19 protein-coding genes and 1 other annotated feature are annotated in these 20,517 nt (G+C 41.6%); all 19 genes read left to right on the top strand.

Going from position 1 to position 20,517, the window contains the following annotated elements:
* The first annotated feature begins 70 nt into the window (after positions 1-70).
* The 19 genes from ACTJJQ_RS04185 to ileS all read left to right on the top strand — a co-directional run bounded on the left by ACTJJQ_RS04185 (position 71) and on the right by ileS (position 20,462).
* The gene (locus ACTJJQ_RS04185; protein ID WP_440599977.1) at positions 71-4,390 is read left to right on the top strand and encodes a S8 family serine peptidase; all 4,320 of its coding nucleotides are present in this window, start codon (positions 71-73) and stop codon (positions 4,388-4,390) included.
* Between the two features lie 249 nt (positions 4,391-4,639).
* Positions 4,640-5,569 (top strand): sigma-E processing peptidase SpoIIGA, encoded by a 930-nt coding sequence (gene spoIIGA, locus ACTJJQ_RS04180; protein WP_440599976.1) that lies wholly within the window; start codon positions 4,640-4,642, stop codon positions 5,567-5,569.
* Between the two features lie 58 nt (positions 5,570-5,627).
* Positions 5,628-6,347 (top strand): RNA polymerase sporulation sigma factor SigE, encoded by a 720-nt coding sequence (gene sigE / locus ACTJJQ_RS04175; RefSeq protein WP_007499746.1) that lies wholly within the window; start codon positions 5,628-5,630, stop codon positions 6,345-6,347.
* Between the two features lie 143 nt (positions 6,348-6,490).
* Complete coding sequence (sigG, locus tag ACTJJQ_RS04170; protein ID WP_003211879.1) at positions 6,491-7,270, top strand: RNA polymerase sporulation sigma factor SigG; 780 nt, start codon at positions 6,491-6,493, stop codon at positions 7,268-7,270.
* A 150-nt stretch (positions 7,271-7,420) separates the two neighbouring features.
* On the top strand, positions 7,421-8,359 hold the full coding sequence (locus ACTJJQ_RS04165; RefSeq protein WP_440599975.1) for a sugar-binding transcriptional regulator: 939 nt from the start codon (positions 7,421-7,423) through the stop codon (positions 8,357-8,359).
* 243 nt (positions 8,360-8,602) lie between these two features.
* Positions 8,603-9,847, top strand: coding sequence for an NAD(P)H-dependent oxidoreductase (locus tag ACTJJQ_RS04160; protein ID WP_007499740.1), 1,245 nt, complete (start codon positions 8,603-8,605; stop codon positions 9,845-9,847).
* Between the two features lie 12 nt (positions 9,848-9,859).
* Positions 9,860-10,291: a transcriptional regulator GutM gene (locus tag ACTJJQ_RS04155; RefSeq protein WP_008354650.1), complete on the top strand. Its 432-nt coding sequence runs from the start codon at positions 9,860-9,862 to the stop codon at positions 10,289-10,291.
* Between the two features lie 17 nt (positions 10,292-10,308).
* On the top strand, positions 10,309-10,839 hold the full coding sequence (gene srlA / locus ACTJJQ_RS04150; RefSeq protein WP_003210918.1) for a PTS glucitol/sorbitol transporter subunit IIC: 531 nt from the start codon (positions 10,309-10,311) through the stop codon (positions 10,837-10,839).
* A gap of 13 nt (positions 10,840-10,852) precedes the next feature.
* Positions 10,853-11,863, top strand: coding sequence for a PTS glucitol/sorbitol transporter subunit IIB (gene srlE, locus ACTJJQ_RS04145; protein ID WP_440599974.1), 1,011 nt, complete (start codon positions 10,853-10,855; stop codon positions 11,861-11,863).
* 26 nt (positions 11,864-11,889) lie between these two features.
* Positions 11,890-12,246: a PTS glucitol/sorbitol transporter subunit IIA gene (locus ACTJJQ_RS04140; RefSeq protein WP_007499733.1), complete on the top strand. Its 357-nt coding sequence runs from the start codon at positions 11,890-11,892 to the stop codon at positions 12,244-12,246.
* A gap of 128 nt (positions 12,247-12,374) precedes the next feature.
* Positions 12,375-13,151: an ABC transporter ATP-binding protein gene (locus ACTJJQ_RS04135; protein ID WP_017367201.1), complete on the top strand. Its 777-nt coding sequence runs from the start codon at positions 12,375-12,377 to the stop codon at positions 13,149-13,151.
* Positions 13,152-13,230: 79 nt separating this feature from the next.
* Positions 13,231-13,467 carry a YlmC/YmxH family sporulation protein gene (locus ACTJJQ_RS04130; protein ID WP_008344958.1) on the top strand — a complete coding sequence of 79 codons (237 nt, stop codon included), beginning with the start codon at positions 13,231-13,233 and terminating at the stop codon, positions 13,465-13,467.
* A gap of 213 nt (positions 13,468-13,680) precedes the next feature.
* Positions 13,681-14,544 (top strand): peptidoglycan editing factor PgeF, encoded by an 864-nt coding sequence (gene pgeF, locus ACTJJQ_RS04125; RefSeq protein WP_440599973.1) that lies wholly within the window; start codon positions 13,681-13,683, stop codon positions 14,542-14,544.
* A 6-nt stretch (positions 14,545-14,550) separates the two neighbouring features.
* Positions 14,551-15,240 carry a YggS family pyridoxal phosphate-dependent enzyme gene (locus ACTJJQ_RS04120; protein WP_026050091.1) on the top strand — a complete coding sequence of 230 codons (690 nt, stop codon included), beginning with the start codon at positions 14,551-14,553 and terminating at the stop codon, positions 15,238-15,240.
* Position 15,241: 1 nt separating this feature from the next.
* The gene (gene sepF / locus ACTJJQ_RS04115; RefSeq protein WP_216942286.1) at positions 15,242-15,700 is read left to right on the top strand and encodes a cell division protein SepF; all 459 of its coding nucleotides are present in this window, start codon (positions 15,242-15,244) and stop codon (positions 15,698-15,700) included.
* Positions 15,701-15,709: 9 nt separating this feature from the next.
* Positions 15,710-15,988, top strand: coding sequence for a YggT family protein (locus tag ACTJJQ_RS04110; protein WP_370539204.1), 279 nt, complete (start codon positions 15,710-15,712; stop codon positions 15,986-15,988).
* A gap of 54 nt (positions 15,989-16,042) precedes the next feature.
* Positions 16,043-16,819 carry an RNA-binding protein gene (locus ACTJJQ_RS04105; protein WP_017367204.1) on the top strand — a complete coding sequence of 259 codons (777 nt, stop codon included), beginning with the start codon at positions 16,043-16,045 and terminating at the stop codon, positions 16,817-16,819.
* Between the two features lie 26 nt (positions 16,820-16,845).
* Positions 16,846-17,340: a DivIVA domain-containing protein gene (locus ACTJJQ_RS04100; RefSeq protein ID WP_008344947.1), complete on the top strand. Its 495-nt coding sequence runs from the start codon at positions 16,846-16,848 to the stop codon at positions 17,338-17,340.
* Positions 17,341-17,399: 59 nt separating this feature from the next.
* Positions 17,400-17,637, top strand: a binding site (T-box leader).
* 59 nt (positions 17,638-17,696) lie between these two features.
* A complete protein-coding gene (gene ileS, locus ACTJJQ_RS04095; RefSeq protein ID WP_047946970.1) occupies positions 17,697-20,462 on the top strand; it encodes an isoleucine--tRNA ligase in 2,766 nt (921 codons plus the stop codon).
* Positions 20,463-20,517 lie beyond the last annotated feature (55 nt).

The following is a 20,517-nucleotide window of genomic DNA, read 5'->3' as shown; positions in this document are numbered from 1 at the left end:
TGTCATGATCAAAAAGAAGGGGGAGGGCCAGGATACACACTGTTTGACCATTTGAGGAGGAGGGATTTTATTGAAAGTGAAGTTTCGCAAAACCGCCGTCTATCGTTTCATGAGTCTTTTGGTGATAGGTACTTTAACGATGACAAGCTTTGGGATGGTTCAAGCAAAATCGACTTCTACCTCATATCAGGAGGAAGCCGTTTCCTCTAAGACAACAAAAGCCAAGATTTCTTCGAGATTAAAGAAGCAGTTTCAAAAGGAAGATAAGGTGACCTTCTTAGTCAAAATGAAGGAACAAACGAATGTACAAAAAGTAGCAAAAGAAGCTATATCAAAAGCAAAAAAACAAAAATTAACTGCGGCTAAAACGCAGTACACAAAAAGATCAGCCGTTGTATCTGAGCTGAGAGCAACATCTGATGAAACGCAGCAAGCGCTCCTAGCGTATTTACAAAAGGAAAAAAAGAATAAGCAAGTGAAAGATATTCATTCCTACTATATTGTGAATGGTCTAGCTGTGACGGCAACAAAAGAAGTGATGGAAAAGGTTGCTTCTTTTCCAGAAGTAGCTCAAGTGCTGCCGAATGAAACTCGTCAACTTCATCGTCCTGTTGATTTGAAGCATGCTAAGCCAAACAAACAAATCAAAGCAGTAGATGGAGTCGAATGGAATATTGCTCAGGTGCATGCACCAGAAGCGTGGGATTTAGGCTATGACGGGACCGGAACCGTTGTGGCAAGTATTGATACAGGTGTCGAATGGGATCATCCTGCGCTAAAAGAAAAATACCGCGGGTTTGATCCTGCTCGTCCGAACGAACCATCTCATGAACTGAATTGGTATGATGCTACGGCAGGCTCTGAAGTCCCTTATGATGACTTGGAGCATGGGACCCATGTGACAGGCACAATGGTTGGTTCTGAGCCAGATGGAAAAAATCAAATTGGGGTCGCACCGGGAGCAGAATGGATTGCAGTGAAAGCTTTTTCAGAAGATGGCGGTACAGATGCTGATCTGTTAGATGCCGGTGAGTGGGTTTTAGCCCCGAAAGATCAAAACGGAAACCCTCACCCAGAAAAGGCACCTGATGTTGTGAATAATTCGTGGGGCGGTGGGCCAGGTCTTGATGATTGGTATAAAGATGTAGTGAATGCTTGGAGAGCAGCAGACATCTTTCCAGAATTTTCAGCCGGTAATACCGATTTATTCAATCCAGGCGGCGCGGGTTCGATTGCAAATCCCGCTAACTATCAGGAAGCCTTTGCTACAGGCGCAACAGATCATGACAACAAGTTAGGGTCTTTCTCCCTTCAGGGTCCATCTCCATATGGCGTAATGAAACCAGATATTGCTGCTCCGGGAGTAAACATTCGTTCTTCGATCCCGGGAAAAGGATATGAGGATGGGTGGAATGGTACATCGATGGCAGGTCCGCATGTCTCAGCTGTTGTTCTTCTTCTTCGCCAAGTGCAATCAGACCTTTCTGTTGATGAAATTCAGCAAATTCTCATTGAGACAGCGAAACCACTGACAGATCAGCAATTTCCTGAATCCCCTAACAACGGCTATGGGGCAGGGTTAGTTGATGCAAGAGAGGCGATTATGGCTTTAACCAATGGCATCGGTACGATTGAAGGTCAGGTGACAAAAGAGGGAGAAGATACAGAACCACCTGTTTTTTCACATAAAGGTCCGAATGAAATTTTTGCTGCAACGCCAACCCCATTGACCATCACTGCAGAAGATGGGATAGCAGTGGCAAATGTTTCTTTGACTTACCGAGTAGATCAAGGTGAATGGGAGACATTGCAAGCCAACCGCACGGATGGAAATCATTTGAAAGGAACCTATACGGTGCAGCTCCCTGAACTTGAGGGGGAAAACGTGACGTACCGATGGATTGTGAAAGATTTTGGAGAAAATGAAGCGGCATCAGATTCTTATACACTTCCAATTAAAACATCCATCACCACTGGCTACTCACAAGATTTTGAAGCATGGCCAAGTGGATGGTTCAGTGGTGGAACAAAAGATCCGTGGCAGTGGGGAAAACCGTCCACAGGTCCAAAACAAGCATTTAGCGGGGAACATGTCTATGCCACCAATTTAGACAGTCCTTATGAAAATAAAACGGACGCCAATTTGTCTATGCCGCTCATTGCTGTACCAGATTCAGGTTCTTCCTACCTGCAATATCAATACTGGCATGATCTCGAAGCCAATTATGATTATGTGCATGTCTATGTACAGCCAGAGGGGGAAGACGCCGTTCAAGTGACAGCTTATACGGGGAAAACAAATGCGTGGACAGCAGGCGAGGTTGATTTATCTGCTTATAAAGGTCAAAAAGTGAGAGTCCTGTTTCAGATAAGAACAGATGGCAGTGTCACAAAAGATGGCTTTTATTTAGATGATGTGAAAATCACAGATGAGGCTTTGTCTCAACAAGCTAAGAACCAGCTAGGTGTGATCAAAAAAGAAAAATCCACAAGCCAGAATAAGAAATCAGTTGATCCAAAAAAGGCAAAGCCTGCTAAAGTAAAAAATAAACATGTACACATTCAAAAGCAAAACAGTCATGATGCTCCGTCTATTCAAGCTCTTCCAATGAAAGCACAAATCAGTGTTCTAGAAAGCGGAAAATCAACTTCCACCGATGAAGCGACAGGGAAATATCAGCTGTCTCAAGGAGCAGGAGAATGGACAGTGAAAGCGGAAGCTTACGGCTTTGAATCACGGTCCCAAAAAGTCAAAGTGGCATCAAAAGAAACAGCAGAAGCGAATTTCTCCTTACAGCCGCTAGAGAAACGAACGATCTCCGGCACGGTCGTCAATGAAACAACTGGTGAAAAGGTGAAGAATGCAACTGTTTATCTTGTGGAGGACGCAAAAATTGAGCCGGTGAAAACAGATGAATCCGGTGAATTTTCTCTAGAGGCATTAAGCGGTGTCTATACAGTCAAAATTTTTGCAAAGGGGTTTAAAGGCTATACGTTTACAGCGGATGTGACGGAAAAGCCACTTGAAAAGTCAGTGAAACTTGAGCCTTTTATCGGCTTTCCGGGAGAGATTGGCTACGATGATGGCACGGCTGAAAATGCGCGGGCTTTCTACGATCCTGGCAATGGCTGGGCTGTGAAGTTTTCATTAGAAAAAGGAAAAAAACAAGCACAAGTCACAGGTGGTCTTTTCCGGTTTTGGACATCAGAATGGCCAGCTCCTGGAGGCGATGAATTTGCTGTTGAAGTATATGATGCTTCTGGGAAGGGTGGCGCTCCAGGTGAGAAAATCGCAGGACCTTTAAAAGCAAATGCGCTGCGTAATGGTGAATGGACAAAAGTAGATTTAGAAGATCAAGCCATTACAGTGGATGGAGATTTCTATCTTGTTTATATTCAAACGAAAAAGAATACCGAATCTCCGGGACTTGCCACAGATGAAGATGGCCCTAATGCTGAAAGAAGCTGGCAGCTGACGAGCGGTGCTTTTTCTCCTTCTCCGAAAGAAGAGGGGAATTATATGATTCGTGCGCTCGTAAACTATGAAGCAGATGTACCAGAAATCACTTCTCCAAAGGAAGGAACCATTACAAATCAAGGTGAATTGACGATTGAAGGCACAGCCTCTCCGGGTCTCGATGTGGCCATTTATCAGAATGATGAAGAGGTGGCCAACGTCAAATCAGATGAGTCGGGTACTTTCAAAGAAAATGTATCTGTTCCAAGTGGAGAGCATGTCTTCACGGCGGCGACTGTAACGGATAAAGGCTCAACAAAACATTCCAAGCCAGTCAATGTGATCATCGATCAAACAGCACCGACATTGACCATTGATACACCGAAAAAAGGCGACAAGTTTAATAGAGAATCACTCACGGTGGAAGGGAAAGTAGCGGATGATTATCTAGATCAAGTCACAGTCAATGGAAAAAAAGCGACCGTAAAGGATGGGGCATATTCTGCAAGGGTGCTTCTTGAGAATGGGAAAAATACAATCAAAGTGACAGCAAAAGATGCGGCAGGAAACAAAACGACTAAAAAGGTCGACATCGATGTACAATATGATGCACCTGTCATTTCTGAATTAACGCCAAAAGACAATATGAATCTATCATCAGGTGAATCGGTTAAGATTTCATTTAAAAGCAGGGAAAAGCTAGATGCCACCTTTGTTCTTCATATGCCGCTGACAAATGCTAGATCAAAGCTTCAAAACACAACCGAACTGCCGATTCGTGAAGTAGCACCGGGAACGTATGAAGGCTACTGGACGGCGACATCTATTGCAAAAGCAAAAGGTGCGGTGATTGAAGTCATTGTCAAAGATGATTATGGAAATGTCACAAGACAGAAGGCAGAAGGAACACTCACCATCAATGAGAAAGAATGACAGCGAAAAAGACACGACTCTTCGGAGCGTGTCTTTTTTTGTGCAATGGATTGAGGAGACACTTGTCCAACAAATCATTCGGATGTTCTTTCTGTCTCATACGTCGACAAAAACGATAACAATCCACCAAAAGTTCTCTATCATCCCCTACAAGAATTGACAGACTTCCATCCGATGACTGTTTTATACTGGTACAAACAAGTGCAAGTACTGCTTTTGATTCTTTGTTTCAGATGAAAGGAGCAGAAGGTGGTCATTTATTTAGATGTCATTTGGCTGTTAAACTTTTGTTTTGATCTATTGCTGCTCTTACTCACGGCATTTATTCTCAAACGACAAGTGAAAAAAAGGCGATATATGTTAGGAGCTCTCATTGGGTCGAGCATTGTTCTCTTGCTCTTTACGCCATTTGCAATGATTGTGTCGCACCCTTTAGGTAAACTGCTTTTTTCTGTCTTGATCGTGCTTGGAACCTTTGGCTTTCAAAGATTTCGTTCCTTTTTTCAAAACCTGTTTGCTTTTTACTTTGTCACATTTTTGATGGGAGGGGGCATGATCGGGGTTCATTCGTTTTTGCAGACAAATACAGTCATTCAAGATGGACTGCTTATTTCACAAAATGATGGATTTGGTGATCCCATTAGCTGGCTTTTTGTTCTCACTGGCTTTCCGGCCATTTGGCTGTTTTCAAAGAAACGATTAGGAGAGGTTGGTGCGAAAAAAAGACAATATGACGAACAAGTACTTGTGGAGATACACATTCAAGGAGAAACAATCCGCTTAAATGGTCTGGTCGATTCTGGAAATCAGCTGTATGATCCATTGACGAAAACACCTGTCATGATCGTCCAGCTCGATCAGCTCACATCTATTTTCGGAGAGCCATTTATAGAAAAAATGAAACAGTTTCATCCTGTTGAAGTGATGCAAAAGCTCGATGACCATTTTCCGCTGCTCGATCGTTTAAGACTCGTTCCGTATCGCGCAGTCGGTCATGATCACGGGTTTCTACTATGCTTTAAACCAGATACGGTCGTCCTTTATACAAGAACGCATATGATCCAGCCAGCGAAGTGTTTTGTTGGGATGAGTCTAAGTGGATTATCAGCAGATCAGGAATTTCAATCCATCATTCATCCAGAGATGTTAGACGGAAAAATGATACAAGGGGTGTCGTAGTTTTTTGTGATGTCTTTTATCTTACGAAGTCAACTGGACATTTAGAAGGGAGAAGAAGATGAAAAAATTAAAATTTAAACTCACTTACTACTGGTATAAACTCCTCATGAAGCTAGGGCTAAAGAGTGATGAGATTTATTATATTGGTGGAAGTGAGGCACTGCCTCCGCCATTATCAAAGGATGAAGAACAAGAATTGCTCGTTAAATTACCAAAAGGGGATCAAACAGCAAGAGCCATTTTGATCGAAAGAAACTTGCGATTGGTCGTTTATATCGCAAGAAAATTTGAAAACACAGGCATTAACATTGAGGATTTGATTAGTATCGGAACGATAGGCCTCATCAAGGCAGTAAATACGTTTAATCCAGAAAAAAAGATCAAACTGGCCACATATGCGTCTAGATGTATTGAAAATGAAATTTTGATGTATTTGCGCCGAAATAATAAAATCCGTTCAGAAGTATCCTTTGATGAACCGCTTAACATCGACTGGGACGGAAATGAATTGCTTTTATCAGATGTACTTGGGACAGATGATGATATTATCACCCGGGATATTGAAGCAAATGTCGATAAAAAATTACTGAAAAAAGCGTTAGAACAATTAAACGATCGTGAAAAACAGATCATGGAACTGAGGTTCGGTTTAGTTGGCGGTGAAGAAAAAACCCAAAAAGATGTTGCCGACATGCTTGGTATTTCTCAGTCCTATATTTCAAGGCTCGAAAAAAGAATTATTAAACGATTGCAAAAAGAATTTAATAAGATGGTCTAAAAAAATTTTTTTGAAAGCTTTATCCCTGCACTGTCAAAGGGATCACCATTTTTTCACATCTTTCTCGTCGTAGGCCGTGCATATTTTTCCATCCCACGGAGATACTGAACTTTGTACAACAGCTCCTGTAGGGAGGGAAAAAAGTGTCCAGAAATAAAGTGGAAATCTGCGGAGTCGACACCTCCAAACTGCCTGTTCTGAAAAACGACGAGATGAGAAAATTATTCAGACAGCTGCAAGATGAAGGTGATGATACAGCAAGAGAAAAGCTAGTCAATGGCAATTTGCGGTTGGTTTTAAGTGTGATTCAGCGTTTTAACAACAGAGGCGAGTATGTTGATGATCTCTTCCAAGTAGGCTGTATCGGATTAATGAAATCAATTGATAATTTTGATTTAAGCCACAATGTCAGATTTTCAACTTATGCGGTCCCTATGATCATAGGAGAAATCCGTCGATACTTGCGCGATAACAACCCCATCCGGGTGTCTCGTTCACTAAGAGATATTGCCTATAAGGCGCTTCAAGTCCGTGAGAGACTGATTAGTGAGACAAGCAAGGAACCAACGGCAGAAGACATTGCCAAAGTGTTAGAAGTCCCTCATGAGGAAATTGTTTTTGCCCTAGATGCCATTCAAGATCCTGTTTCTTTGTTTGAACCGATTTATAATGACGGAGGAGATCCGATTTATGTGATGGATCAAATTAGTGATGAACGGAACAAAGATACACAATGGGTAGAAGAATTGGCCTTAAAAGAGGGAATGCGCAGATTGAATGATCGAGAAAAAATGATTCTTCGTAAACGCTTTTTCCAAGGCAAAACACAAATGGAAGTGGCAGAAGAAATCGGCATTTCTCAAGCACAAGTATCAAGGCTTGAAAAAGCAGCAATCAAACAAATGAATAAAAATATTTTTTAAAGCCGCCGCTGATGTGCGGCTTTTTTCATTCTTTTTAGAGAACCCATCTGTAGTATTGACTCTGTTATTTTTTTCATTTAATCTGTTTTTAACAAATGTTATTTAAAATATCATTTGTGAGGGAATAGAGAAGCGGAAAGAAGGGTTATTATGACATTCCATGATGAAAGAAGGCTGCTCATTAAGGTTGCGCATATGTACTATGAAGAAGGCGCCACTCAATCTAAAATTGCAGAAGCTGTTGGGGTTAGCCGTTCGCTCATATCGAAATATTTGGCAAAAGCACGTGAAGCAGGAATCGTGGAAATCATTATTCATGATGAAGTAAATCAACAATATGGTTCGTTAGAAAGAAAAATAGAGCGAAAATATGGGCTGCGAGAAGTCGTGTGTGTGGAATCTCTCAGTCAAGAAACAACAAAAAGTCGAATAGGAGCTGCGGCTGCGGGCTTTTTATTAAAAGTCATGAAGGATGGACAAGTCATCGGTTTTTCATCAGGGACAACCTTGCATGAAATGGCGAAAGCGCTTACGTCTGTTCAGCATTTTCCATCTGTGACATTTGTTCCGCTTGTCGGAGGCGTCGGAAATGAAGATGTTGATATTCATGCCAACTATATTATTGGAAGATGCTCAGAAGCACTCAAATCCAAATGTGAGTTTTTACATGTGCCTGTCATGCTTGATACGAAAGAAGCGAAAGATGTACTCATTAGACAGCCGTCGATCAAAAAAGTCATTGAATTAGGAGAATCATCAAATATCGCGGTCGTAGGAATAGGCGGGGTTCCGCAACATTCAACGATGGTGAAATCCTATATGACAAGTGGTGAGGAAGATATCCTGCAAGCGAAAGATGTCGTGGGTGACATTTGTTATAACTTTATTGATCATAAAGGTGAAGTGTATCCGCATCCGTGGAACGACCGGGTGATGGGGATCAGTCCTCTAAAACTGAAAGAGATCCCTCTTGTGATTGGTGTCGCTGGAGGAGAAGAAAAAATTGAAGCGATCAGGGCAGCGTTAGAAGGTGGATTAATTCATGTGTTAATTACAGATGAACAAACCGGAGATGCCCTATTAAAGTAACTACCTAAGCCGATTAGGTAGTTTTTTTGAGTCTTTAGACTCAAAAAGATTGAGAATTTTATCGATTTTATCTTGACACAAAGTTGACACATCATATAAACTAAGTTCATAACAAATGATAAATAAAATAACAAATGTTACAGTAAACAGATTTTTGTTAATTTTTATAACATTTGTTAAAAGTTTCAGATTATTTTTCTAGCAATCTATTGTGAAGCAAGAAAACCTGAAAGGATGATTTAGATGTCAATTTATCAACAATTGTTAGCACGAGAACGCAGCGGAGATCCAATCAAAGTTGGGATTATCGGGGCAGGTCAAATGGGGTTTGGACTCATTTCACAAATTTCTAAAATTCCAGGCATGATTGTCGCAGGTGTTTGTGATATTCATCTTAGTGCAGCTGAGAAAGCAGCGAATTTTTACAAGCAACATGCGAAACCACATCAAATGGTCGTCACAAATGATTACAGAGAAGTGATTCAATCAGATTCTGTGGAAGTCGTTGTGGATGCAACAGGTGTTCCAGAGGTCGGAGCAAACATTTCTTTGGAAGCGCTTAATTCAAAAAAACATCTCGTTCTTTTAAATGTAGAAGTCGATATTACGATCGGCTTGGTCATGCATAAATTATTCACGAATGCAGGACTTGTTTACTCTGGATCAGCTGGAGATGAACCAGCAGCAACGCTAGAACTATACGAATTTGCAAAAACAATGGGGCTTGAAGTATTGGTTGCTGGGAAAGGTAAGAACAACCCATTCTTCCCAGAAGCAAACCCAGATACGTGTAAAGCTGAAGCAGATAGTAAACATATGAGTGCCCACATGCTGGCAGCATTCCAAGACGGAACAAAAACGATGGCAGAAATGAACCTATTAAGTAATGCAACAGGACTTTTGCCTGATAAAGTCGGCATGCATGGAGTAGAAGCGAATTTAGAAAATGTAGCAGATAAATTAAATCAAAAACAGCAAGGCGGCGTACTGGATAACTTCGGAGTCGTTGAATATGTAAACGGACTGGCACCAGGTGTCTTTGTCATCGTCAAGAGTGATCTTGAGCCAGTAGATGAAGAACTTCGCTACTTAAAAGTTGGAAAAGGTCCTCACTACACACTGTATCGTCCTTTCCACTTAGCAAGTCTTGAAACACCAGTGACGATCGCAAAAGCAGTCTTACAACACGATTCTTCAATCCATCCAATTGGTGTACCAGTATCAGAAACTGTCGCTGTGGCGAAAAGAGATATTAAAGCAGGAGAAACACTTGATGGTATTGGCGGATACTCCGTAAGAGGTGTACTTGAAACACATCAAGACATGAAAGCGAACGGCCACATCCCAATTGGCTTAATCAGCGGAAAAGTGGTAGCGAAAAAAGATATCAAATTGGGGCAATTCCTATCTCATGATGATGTAGAACTTGATGCAAGCACAACGGTCTGGAAGCTGCGTTCATTACAAGATCACTTATTTCAATCATAAGGACGTGAGGCTATGGAAAAATTAGCAATCGTACTTTGTATCATTTTGATTGTGCAGTATGGTTTATCGTTTATTCAAATCAAGTACTACCGCAAGAGCATGGATTCACTGATTGACGACTATAAAGGGAAACAAGGCTATCACTTGTTTTCAGGAATGGAGCGGCGCAAATTTGGTCCTGGAGCCATTGCGCTCATCATTGTCGATGAATCATACATCATTCAAAAGTGTCATGTGCTGGGTGGCGTCTCGATTTTGTCTAAATTTAAGGAACTGCCTTCCTATGAAGGAAAACATGTGGGGGCTGTGCTTGATGAGCATCACATGATGAAACAAACATTGAAAAAGCGCAAAAGGGGACCAGCTGTCATGCAAGCACTCTCCATGGCAGCGGAGCAGGCGCTTGTCTCGATTTCTAAAAAAAATATAACAAATGTGAACTAAGAAAGGGGAGATGAAACATGGAATGGATTCAATGGTTTGGAGAGCACTTTATCGGGATGTTTGAAGCCGGCGGAAAGCAGTTCATGGGTCTTGTGACAGGTATCGTTCCAACGCTTGTTGTGTTACTTACTTTCACTTATGCTGTCATGAAGTTTATTGGAGAAGAGCGAGTGAATAGAGCGATTCAGTTTGCAGCGAAATATACCATTTTGCGCTATACGTTAATGCCGATCTTATCCGTTCTTATTTTGACAAACCCAATGGCTTATACGTTTGGCCGCTTCTTACCTGAAAAACAAAAACCAGCATTCTATGATTCAGCTGTTTCATTTGTTCATCCGGTGACATCGCTGTTCCCGTATGCCAACGCAGGAGAACTGTTTGTCTACTTAGGAATTGCGAACGGGATTAAAGAAGCTGGATACTCTATGTCAGAGCTGGCTGTTCGTTACTTCTTAGTCGGGATCGTTGTCATTTTACTTCGCGGAATCATTACGGAATGGATCACAAAGTACTTAGCAGGAAAAATGAAAGCGAATTCACAATAGGGGAGGGTTAGACATGACAAACCACAAAGTATTTGTTGCAAAAGGTGCTGGCGGATGGGGAAAAGGATTAGAGCTTGAACCAACCGGTAAAAGAAGAAAGGTCGTTTCCATTACAGGAGGAGGCATTCACCCAGTTGCACGAAAAATTGCAGAAATGACAGGGACAGAAGCATGTGATGGCTTTAAAAATTCTATACCAGAAGATGAAATGATGTGTGTTGTCATTGACTGCGGAGGAACAGCGCGAATCGGACTTTATCCAATGAAACGCATTCCTACTGTCGATGTGCTGGCATCCTCTCCTTCTGGACCGCTTGCAAAACACATTACAGAGGATATCTTCGTATCAGGTGTCACAGAAAAAGATATTTCCTTTGCTGAAGCATCTGATAGTGAAGGGAATGTAGAAGGTCAAGAAAGCAGCGGCTCAATTGACAAAGAGAATTTCAAAGAAACCTATTCAAAACTGAAAGAGGAAAATATCGAGCGTCAAGAAAAAGGGAATTTCCTCATGAGATTCTCAAGAGGAATCGGAAAAGTAACCGGCACATTCTATCAAGCTGGTCGTGATTCTGTTGATATGCTCCTTAAAAACATTATTCCATTCATGGCCTTTGTCAGTATGTTAATTGGAATTATCAATTATACAAAAATCGGTGATCTGATTGCCCATTTCCTTTCACCTTTGGCAGGATCTTTATGGGGGCTCTTACTGCTCGTTGTTGTCTGTACCTTACCGTTCCTGTCGCCTGTCTTAGGACCTGGGGCAGTCATCGCACAAGTCATCGGTGTACTGATTGGTAGTCAAATTGCACTAGGAAACATTCCGCCTCAATTTGCTCTTCCAGCACTGTTTGCGATCAACGGTCAAGTAGGGTGTGACTTTATCCCGGTTGGGCTATCACTTGGTGAAGCAAAGCCGGAAACGGTACAATATGGGGTACCAGCTGTTTTGTATAGCCGTCTCATTACAGGCGTTCTATCTGTTGTGATCGCATACGTTGCCAGCTTCGGTATGTATTAAACGTATTAAAGGAGGAATCGAGATACATGGTAACACAATCTGTCGTAAAAGAAATTGGGATCTTAGTCCCGCAGTTTAAAGAAGATAAGCTGATTGTTTTATTTGGACCAGCAGCGCCGCAGGAATTAAGAGATATGTCTGTCATTCATGAGTTTGAACACTTAGAAGAAGAGCCGCTGAAATTAGGCGGAACGATTCAAGTGGGCGACCAAACGTATACCATTACTGCTTTAGGCAATAAAGCAAATGACAACTTTAAGGAACTCGGCCATATTTCGATCTACTTCCAAGAGCCGTTTGATGATGTATTACCGGGAGCTGTCTTTGCATCCCCGCATACGTTTCCTGATATTAAAGAAGGCGTGCGAATTGAAATTTCGTAACCATGCAAAAAAGCTGTTCCTTTTAGGGAGCAGCTTTTTTGCGTTAGGTTTACTGATTGAAACATTTGCGATATGCTGTAGACGTTATTATTTGTATATTCAGAATTTTTATTCAGGGGGAAAAGATCGTGTCGCTTGACTTGAAGGATGTTTCTTTAAAACGAAATGGAAAATGGCTGCTTCGTTCTATTGACTGGCAGGTGAAAGACCAGGAACACTGGGTGCTTTATGGTTTAAATGGTGCTGGGAAAACGGCTTTATTAAATATGCTTTGCTCATATTATTTTCCAACGTCAGGTGAGATGACGGTGTTAGGCCATGTGTTTGGCAAGGAAGCGCTTGGTGAAAAACTAAGGAAGAAAATTGGTCTCATCTCTGCTGGTCTTGAAAAGAAGCTGCACAGAGATGACAATGCATTTGAAATTGTTTTGAGCGGGGCATTTGCTTCCATCGGACTTTATGAAACACCGACAGATGAGATAAGAGAGAAGGCGATTGATTTATTAAAAACATTTGGCTCGTTTCAATATGCCAATCGCACGTATGAAACCCTCTCGCAAGGGGAGAAACAAAAAGTGCTGATCGCAAGAGCTTTAATGAATGATCCGAAGCTTCTAATATTAGATGAACCTGTGACGGGTCTTGATTTCTTAGCAAGAGAACAAGTGCTGGAGACGATCTCATTGATTGCATCAAAACCAGATGCGCCCACATTGCTTTATACGACCCACCATGCAGAAGAGATTCTCCCGATTTTTCAGCACACCTTATTATTAAAAGAAGGTACTGTTTTTCATAAAGGGGAGACAAAGCAGATGATGACAAGTGACTTGCTTTCTTCCTTCTTTGAATGTCCAGTCGAAGTCATGTGGCAAAACGGCCGTCCTCACTTAAGTAAATTGTAGATAAGAGAAACTATTGGTCTGCTTCCCTGCTTTTCCATCATACATATTATAGTAGAAAACGAAAGGCGGGGAAGGACAGATGATCAGTATTTCTGAATTCCAAATCAAAGATGTCGTCGATGTGTCCAGCGGAAAAAAATTAGGTACTATTGGAGACATCGATATCAATGTCACGAGCGGTAAAATACAAGCGATTATCATAGGCGGTACAGGTAAAATGATGGGATTTTTCGGAAAAGAAGAGGAAATGATTGTCCCGTGGCGAAATATAGTAAAAATTGGCGAAGATGTGATACTTGTCCGTTTGTCTTCTTAATTTGTGTAAATTCCTCAACTAATAGATCAAATTTTCCTTAAAAACAACCTCTCCATTCTCAGCAATCAATGTCTTTTTCGGGTAAAAAGATTACGTTTTCATATCAATTTGAAAAAAAACCTGTAGAAAGGGCACATTTGAGTGTAATATTTAATGAATCCCACTAACTGTCTTAGCAGGTCTTGTGGTAAAATAGGAGCGATATAAAGAGAGATGAATGAAAGGTGGGAGGCAGCTTTGATAGACAAATATGACCCCTTTCAGCAGAAATCACCTTATGCAATGCTGATTCATGATTGGACGAACATGACATGTTCTGGAAAAGAGATATTGGCCGGTTTTACGACAAAAAATGGCGGCTTTAGTCTTTCTCCATATCAATCAATGAACACTGGACTCCATGTAGGAGATGATGCTTCTAGTGTCCAAATGAATCGTCAAGTCATTGCAGATGCTACTGCTGTGCCGCTCTCTAATTGGGTGTTTGCTGACCAAACACACGAGGATCGCATCATGAAAGTCACGAAGGAACAAAAGGGAAGAGGAAGTCTTCAGTATGATGAAGCGCTCTCTAGAACAGATGGTTTATACACCTCTGAACCAAACATCATGCTCGCTCTTTGTTTCGCTGACTGTGTTCCGCTTTATTTTCTAGCTCCGCAATCTGGGCTGATTGGAACAGCTCATGCCGGCTGGAAAGGAACCGTCAAACAAATCGGCGCTAACATGGTTGATGCATGGGTTCGCCTAGAAGGCGCTGATGCCGATCATATACAAGTCGTCATTGGACCATCCATTGGCAGCTGCTGCTACATAGTAGATGATGTTGTCATAGATCAAGTGAAACAGCTTCCTTTTTCAACAGAGGATGTGTATTCCGAGATTTCACAAGGACAATACAAAATTGACTTAAAAACACTAAACAAAAACGTATTACTTCATGCAGGATTAAAAGAAGAAAACATACATGTCAGTTCGATGTGCACAAGTTGCAATGAGCAGCATTTCTTCTCACACCGGCGTGATCAAGGGAAAACAGGACGTATGATGTCTTTTGTCGGGTTTAAGGAGGCATAAGTGCAATTGAATGTACGAGAGAATCTCAGACAAATAAATGAACAAATCAACGAAGCATGTAAAAGAGCAGGTAGACATCCAGACGATGTATCGGTTGTCGCTGTCACAAAGTATGTCTCGATTGAACGAGCATTAGAAGCAAAGGATGCCGGAATTTTGCACTTTGGTGAAAATCGTGACCAAGGGTTACTTGAAAAACAGGCAGCCATAACCGATGAAAACATTAGCTGGCACTTCATCGGCAGTTTACAGACGCGAAAAGTGAAATCTGTCATTCAGACCATTGACTACTTACATTCGCTAGACAGAATGTCCCTTGCGAATGAAATTGAAAAAAGAGCGGATCACACGGTTCGCTGTTTTGTACAGGTGAACACATCACTTGAGGAGTCAAAACACGGCTTACAAAGCGAAGACGTGATTCCATTTGTCAAACAGCTCGCTGATTTCAAACATATTGAAATTGCTGGACTCATGACAATGGCTCCATTTACAGATGATCATACTGTGATACGAAACTGTTTTAAAACATTAAAAAGCCTTCAACAAGAGGTAAAACAACTGAACCAAGTAAATGCACCTTGTCAGCATTTATCGATGGGCATGTCAAACGATTTTGAAATCGCAATTGAAGAAGGTGCGACATTTGTTCGGATTGGCTCTTCACTTGTTGGAAATGAAACAGGAGGTGCGTGACATGAGCATAAAAAATAAGTTTAAAAGCTTCTTCACACTCGATGATGAAGAGTATGAGTACGAATATATTGATGAAGAAAGAGAACCAGCACAAGAAGAAAAAAACACAAAAGATAAAACAGCATTTCAAGAGCGTCCTCAGGCAGGAAAACAAAATGTCGTCAGCTTGCAAAGCGTGCAAAAATCCTCTAAAGTGGTGTTAAGTGAGCCACGTGTTTATGCAGAGGCTCAAGAGATTGCAGATCATATTAAAAATCGGCGTGCAGTCGTCGTCAATTTGCAGCGCATTCAGCACGATCAAGCAAAGCGAATCATCGACTTCTTAAGCGGAACGGTTTATGCAATCGGTGGAGACATTCAGCGTATTGGCTCGAATATATTCCTCTGCACACCTGATAATGTGGATGTATCTGGCACAATATCAGAGCTATTGACAGAGGAAGAACCTCAGAGGTGGTAAATCATAGTTATTCTAAATTTCATTTTTAATATTTTGGGTACGGTATTAACGATTTACTCATTCGCGATCATTATTTACATCTTTATGTCATGGGTGCCATCTGCAAGAGAAACAGCGATTGGCCGCTTCTTGACAAACATTTGCGAACCGTATTTAGAACCATTCCGTAAAATTATTCCGCCAATTGGCATGATTGACATCTCGCCGATTGTGGCATTGCTTGTGATTCGTTTCGCATCATCGTATGGACTAACTGGTCTTTATAATATGATTGTACGATTCATGTAAACAGGCTGCCGGGCTTGGCATCTGCCAGGCTCTTTTACATAAAAGGGGAACAAAATGAGCGATATTTATCAACATTTTAGAAAAGACGAACAGCCATTTGTCGACCAAGTATTAGGCTGGAAAAACATCGCACTCGATCAATATCGAATGAAATTAACAGACTTTCTTGATCCGCGTGAGCAGTTCATTACCCAGTCCGTGATTCAGCATTCTGATGAACTGGGTCTCATGTTTTTTGGCGGGTATGAGGAAGCGGAGCGAAAAAGGGCTTTGATCTATCCTGACTATTTAGCACCGACCATACAGGATTTTGAACTGACTTATTTTCAGGTGAACTATGCGAAAAAGTTTATTTCTATAGAACACCCCAACCTTCTCGGTTCGCTCATTGGGACAGGCCTGAAGCGTCAAAAATTCGGTGATTTGTTATTTTCAGAGGACAACGTGCAATTTATTTGTACAAGCGATGTTGCCGATTTTGTTCGGGCTCAGCTGACGCATGTCGGCAGAGCATCTGTTTCATTAGAGGAAATCAGCAAGGCAGATCTTCAGCCAGTCATCAGCAAAACCGATATCAAAGAAGATACGATTTCTTCACTGCGGCTTGACGCTGTATGTGCTGCTGTCAGCCGTCAGTCTCGGCAAAAAGCACAGCTTTTGGTCAAAAATGGTCTTGTCAAAGTAAACTGGAAAGTCACTGAAGACCCTTCCTTTACAATTGGTGAAGGTGATCAGCTCTCTGTCAGGGGATTTGGCCGCTTTAGCTTAAAAACAATTGATGGGAAGACGAAAAAAGATAAATTCAAAGTAACATTTGAGCTTCTGACATAACGAATTTGAATCTGGAGGTGGCAAAATTGCCATTAACACCTAATGATATTCATAATAAAACGTTCACAAAAAGTTTTCGCGGCTATGACGAAGATGAAGTAAATGAGTTTTTAAGCCAAGTACGTAAAGATTACGAGATCGTACTTCGCAAAAAGAACGAGCTTGAAGACAAAGTCAACGAGCTTGATGAAAGACTAGGCCATTTTGCAACAATTGAAGAAACATTAAACAAATCCATTCTTGTGGCGCAAGAAGCAGCAGAAGACGTGAAGCGTCATTCTGATAAAGAAGCGAAATTGATCATTCGTGAAGCTGAGAAAAATGCAGACCGTATTATCAACGAAGCGTTATCAAAATCAAGAAAGATTGCAATGGAAATCGAAGAGCTCAAGAAACAGTCGAAAGTCTTTAGAACTCGTTTCCAAATGCTCATCGAAGCTCAGCTTGATCTTCTGAAAAATGATGATTGGGATCATTTGCTGGAATATGAAGTTGACGCTGTCTTTGACGAAAAAGAATAAGCGCATCACCTTGACATGACGTGCTCATGTTGCATATAATACCATCATAAATTAACAAGAGATAAACGTTTGAAAGGGACACTCGCAGCGGTTACATGCGTAATAAAGCGAATCAGGGACGGTGGAAGCCTGACATTACGAAACGCTGCAATGAGATCACCCCTTTAGTTCCTTTTCTGAAATGAATGAGTAAGAAAAGGCGTCAGATCACGTTACGATTTTAGAGTGGATAAGCGGCAATTTCAAAGCGCTTGTCTAAAAGGGTGGTACCGCGAGACAAGCCTTCTCGTCCCTTATGGGATGAGAGGGCTTTTTTTATTGTTTTTTAATACGAATTTGCATGTGGAGGAATAGGTATGAACTACAAAGACACCTTATTAATGCCAAAAACAGAATTCCCGATGAGAGGGAACTTGCCGAACAAAGAGCCTGAAATCCAAGAGGAATGGGCAGAAAAAGACATCTATCAAATGGTTTTAGAGCGGACAAAAGGACGCCCAACCTTTATTTTGCATGATGGACCTCCATATGCGAATGGTGACATTCATATGGGGCACGCACTCAATAAAATCCTCAAAGATTTTATTGTCCGTTTTAAATCAATGAATGGATTCCATGCACCGTACGTACCGGGCTGGGATACACATGGCTTACCGATTGAAACAGCCCTTACGAAAAATAAAAAAGTCAAACGCAAAGAAATGTCGACAGCAGAATTCCGTAAACTATGTGAGGAGTATGCTTGGAAACAAATCGAAGGTCAACGCAATCAGTTTAAACGTTTGGGCGTAAGAGCAGACTGGGACAATCCATATGTGACATTAAAGCCTGAATACGAAGCGCAGCAAATTCTTGTCTTTGGTGAAATGGCGAAAAGAGGCTATATTTACAAAGGTCTTAAGCCTGTTAACTGGTCTCCATCAAGTGAATCAGCACTTGCTGAAGCAGAAATTGAATACAAGGACAAACGTTCACCATCAATTTACGTATCATTTAAAGTGAAAGATGGCAAAGGCGTACTTGAAAACGGCGAGCAGTTCATCATCTGGACAACAACACCTTGGACACTTCCTGCAAACCTTGGCATTTGTGTACATCCAAACCTAGAGTACAGTGTGCTTCAAGTGGGTGCTGAGCGATATGTCATCGCATCTGAGCTAGTTGAACAAGTGGCAAAAACACTTGGCTTTGAAGAGTACGAAGTTGTGAAAACCTTAAAAGGTAAAGAATTAGATAAGGTCGTTGCAGCACATCCAATTTACGATAGAGATTCTCTTGTGATGCTTGGCGATCACGTCACAACAGATGCAGGAACAGGCTGTGTTCACACAGCGCCAGGTCACGGGGAAGATGACTTTATCGTAAGTATGAAGTACGGTCTTGATGTGTTATGTCCAGTAGATGAAAAAGGTGTGATGACAGAAGAAGCACCTGGTTTTGAAGGACTATTCTACGAGGATGCCAATAAAGCCATCACAGAACAGCTTGAAGCAAAAGGCGCATTGAAAAAGCTCGACTTTATCACGCACTCCTATCCGCATGACTGGAGAACGAAAAAACCAACAATTTATCGTGCAACTGCTCAGTGGTTTGCTTCGATTAAAGATTTCAGAGAAGCACTATTAGATAATATTAAAGAAACGAAATGGGTTCCTGCTTGGGGCGAAACGCGCCTGTTCAATATGGTGCGTGACAGAGGTGACTGGTGCATTTCAAGACAGCGTGTATGGGGCGTTCCAATCCCAGTCTTCTATGCTGAAAATGGTGAGCCAATCATCACAGATGAAACGATTCAGCACGTCTCTCAATTATTTAGAGAACATGGCTCGAATATTTGGTTTGAAAAAGAAGCAAAAGAATTATTGCCTGAAGGCTTTACACATCCAGGCAGCCCGAACGGTGAATTTACAAAAGAGCAAGATATCATGGATGTATGGTTTGATTCTGGTTCTTCTCACCAAGCGGTATTAGAAGAACGAGATGATCTGGTTCGTCCGGCAGACCTTTACCTTGAAGGTTCTGATCAATATCGCGGCTGGTTTAACTCATCTTTATCTACAGCAGTTGCAGTCACTGGAAAAGCGCCATATAAAGGTGTTCTCAGCCATGGCTTTACGCTTGATAAAGAAGGACGCAAGATGAGTAAATCATTAGGCAATACGATTGATCCGACGAAGGTGGCGAAGCAGCTTGGTGCGGAGATTCTTAGACTTTGGGTATCTTCTGTCAACTATCAAGCCGATCATCCAGTGTCTGACGACATTTTAAAACAAGTCGCAGAAGTTTATCGTAAAATCCGTAACACGTTCCGCTTCTTGCATGGTAACCTGTTTGACTTTGATCCAGCAGTCAATGCAGTACCCGTCGAAGAGCTTCGCGAAGTGGATCAATATATCTTAATCAAATTAAACAAATTGATTGATAAAGTGAAAAAAGCTTATGATGATTACGAATTTGCGGTTGTCTATCATGCCATCCACAACTTCTGTACGATTGAGCTTAGCTCTTTCTATCTCGATTTTGCAAAAGATGTGGTATACATTGAGCATGCGGATCATCCAGACCGCCGCAGCATGCAAACGGTCTTCTACGAAACATTAATGGCGTTAGTGAAGTTGACAGCACCAATTCTTCCGCATACAGCAGATGAACTATGGAGCCACTTAAGCTTTGTTGAAGAGCCAAGTGTTCAGTTAACAGATATGCCAGAAGGTGTAGATGTTCCTCAAGCAGAAGCGACAGAAGTGAAGTTTGACCGCTTTATGGAAGTACGTGACGATGTGCTAAAAGCGCTGGAAATTGCGCGTAATGAGAAAGTCATCGGACGTTCACTTGAAGCAAGTGTGACCCTTTATGCAACAGAGGAAGTGAAAAACCTTCTTGCATCCATTAAAGAAGATGTGAAGCAGCTCTTTATCATTTCTGAGTTAACAGTAGAAGATGAGAAGCATGCAGACGCATCAGCGCCTGAATACACATCAGGACGTATTGTTGTTCAAAAAGCAGAAGGCGAACTGTGCGAACGCTCCCGCATTATTTCAAAAGATGTTGGCGCAAATCCAAAATACCCAACATTGTCGCTCAAAAATGCTGAAATCGTGGAGAAATATTACCAGAATTAACAGCGTGATATCACCAACTAGCGCCCCGCATATAGCGGGGCGTTTTTGATATAGA

The sequence above is a fragment of the Bacillus sp. 22483 genome (genome assembly GCF_052044605.1).
Lineage (GTDB): Bacteria > Bacillota > Bacilli > Bacillales > Bacillaceae > Bacillus > Bacillus altitudinis.
This window is presented reverse-complemented; position numbering and strand designations above follow the sequence as displayed.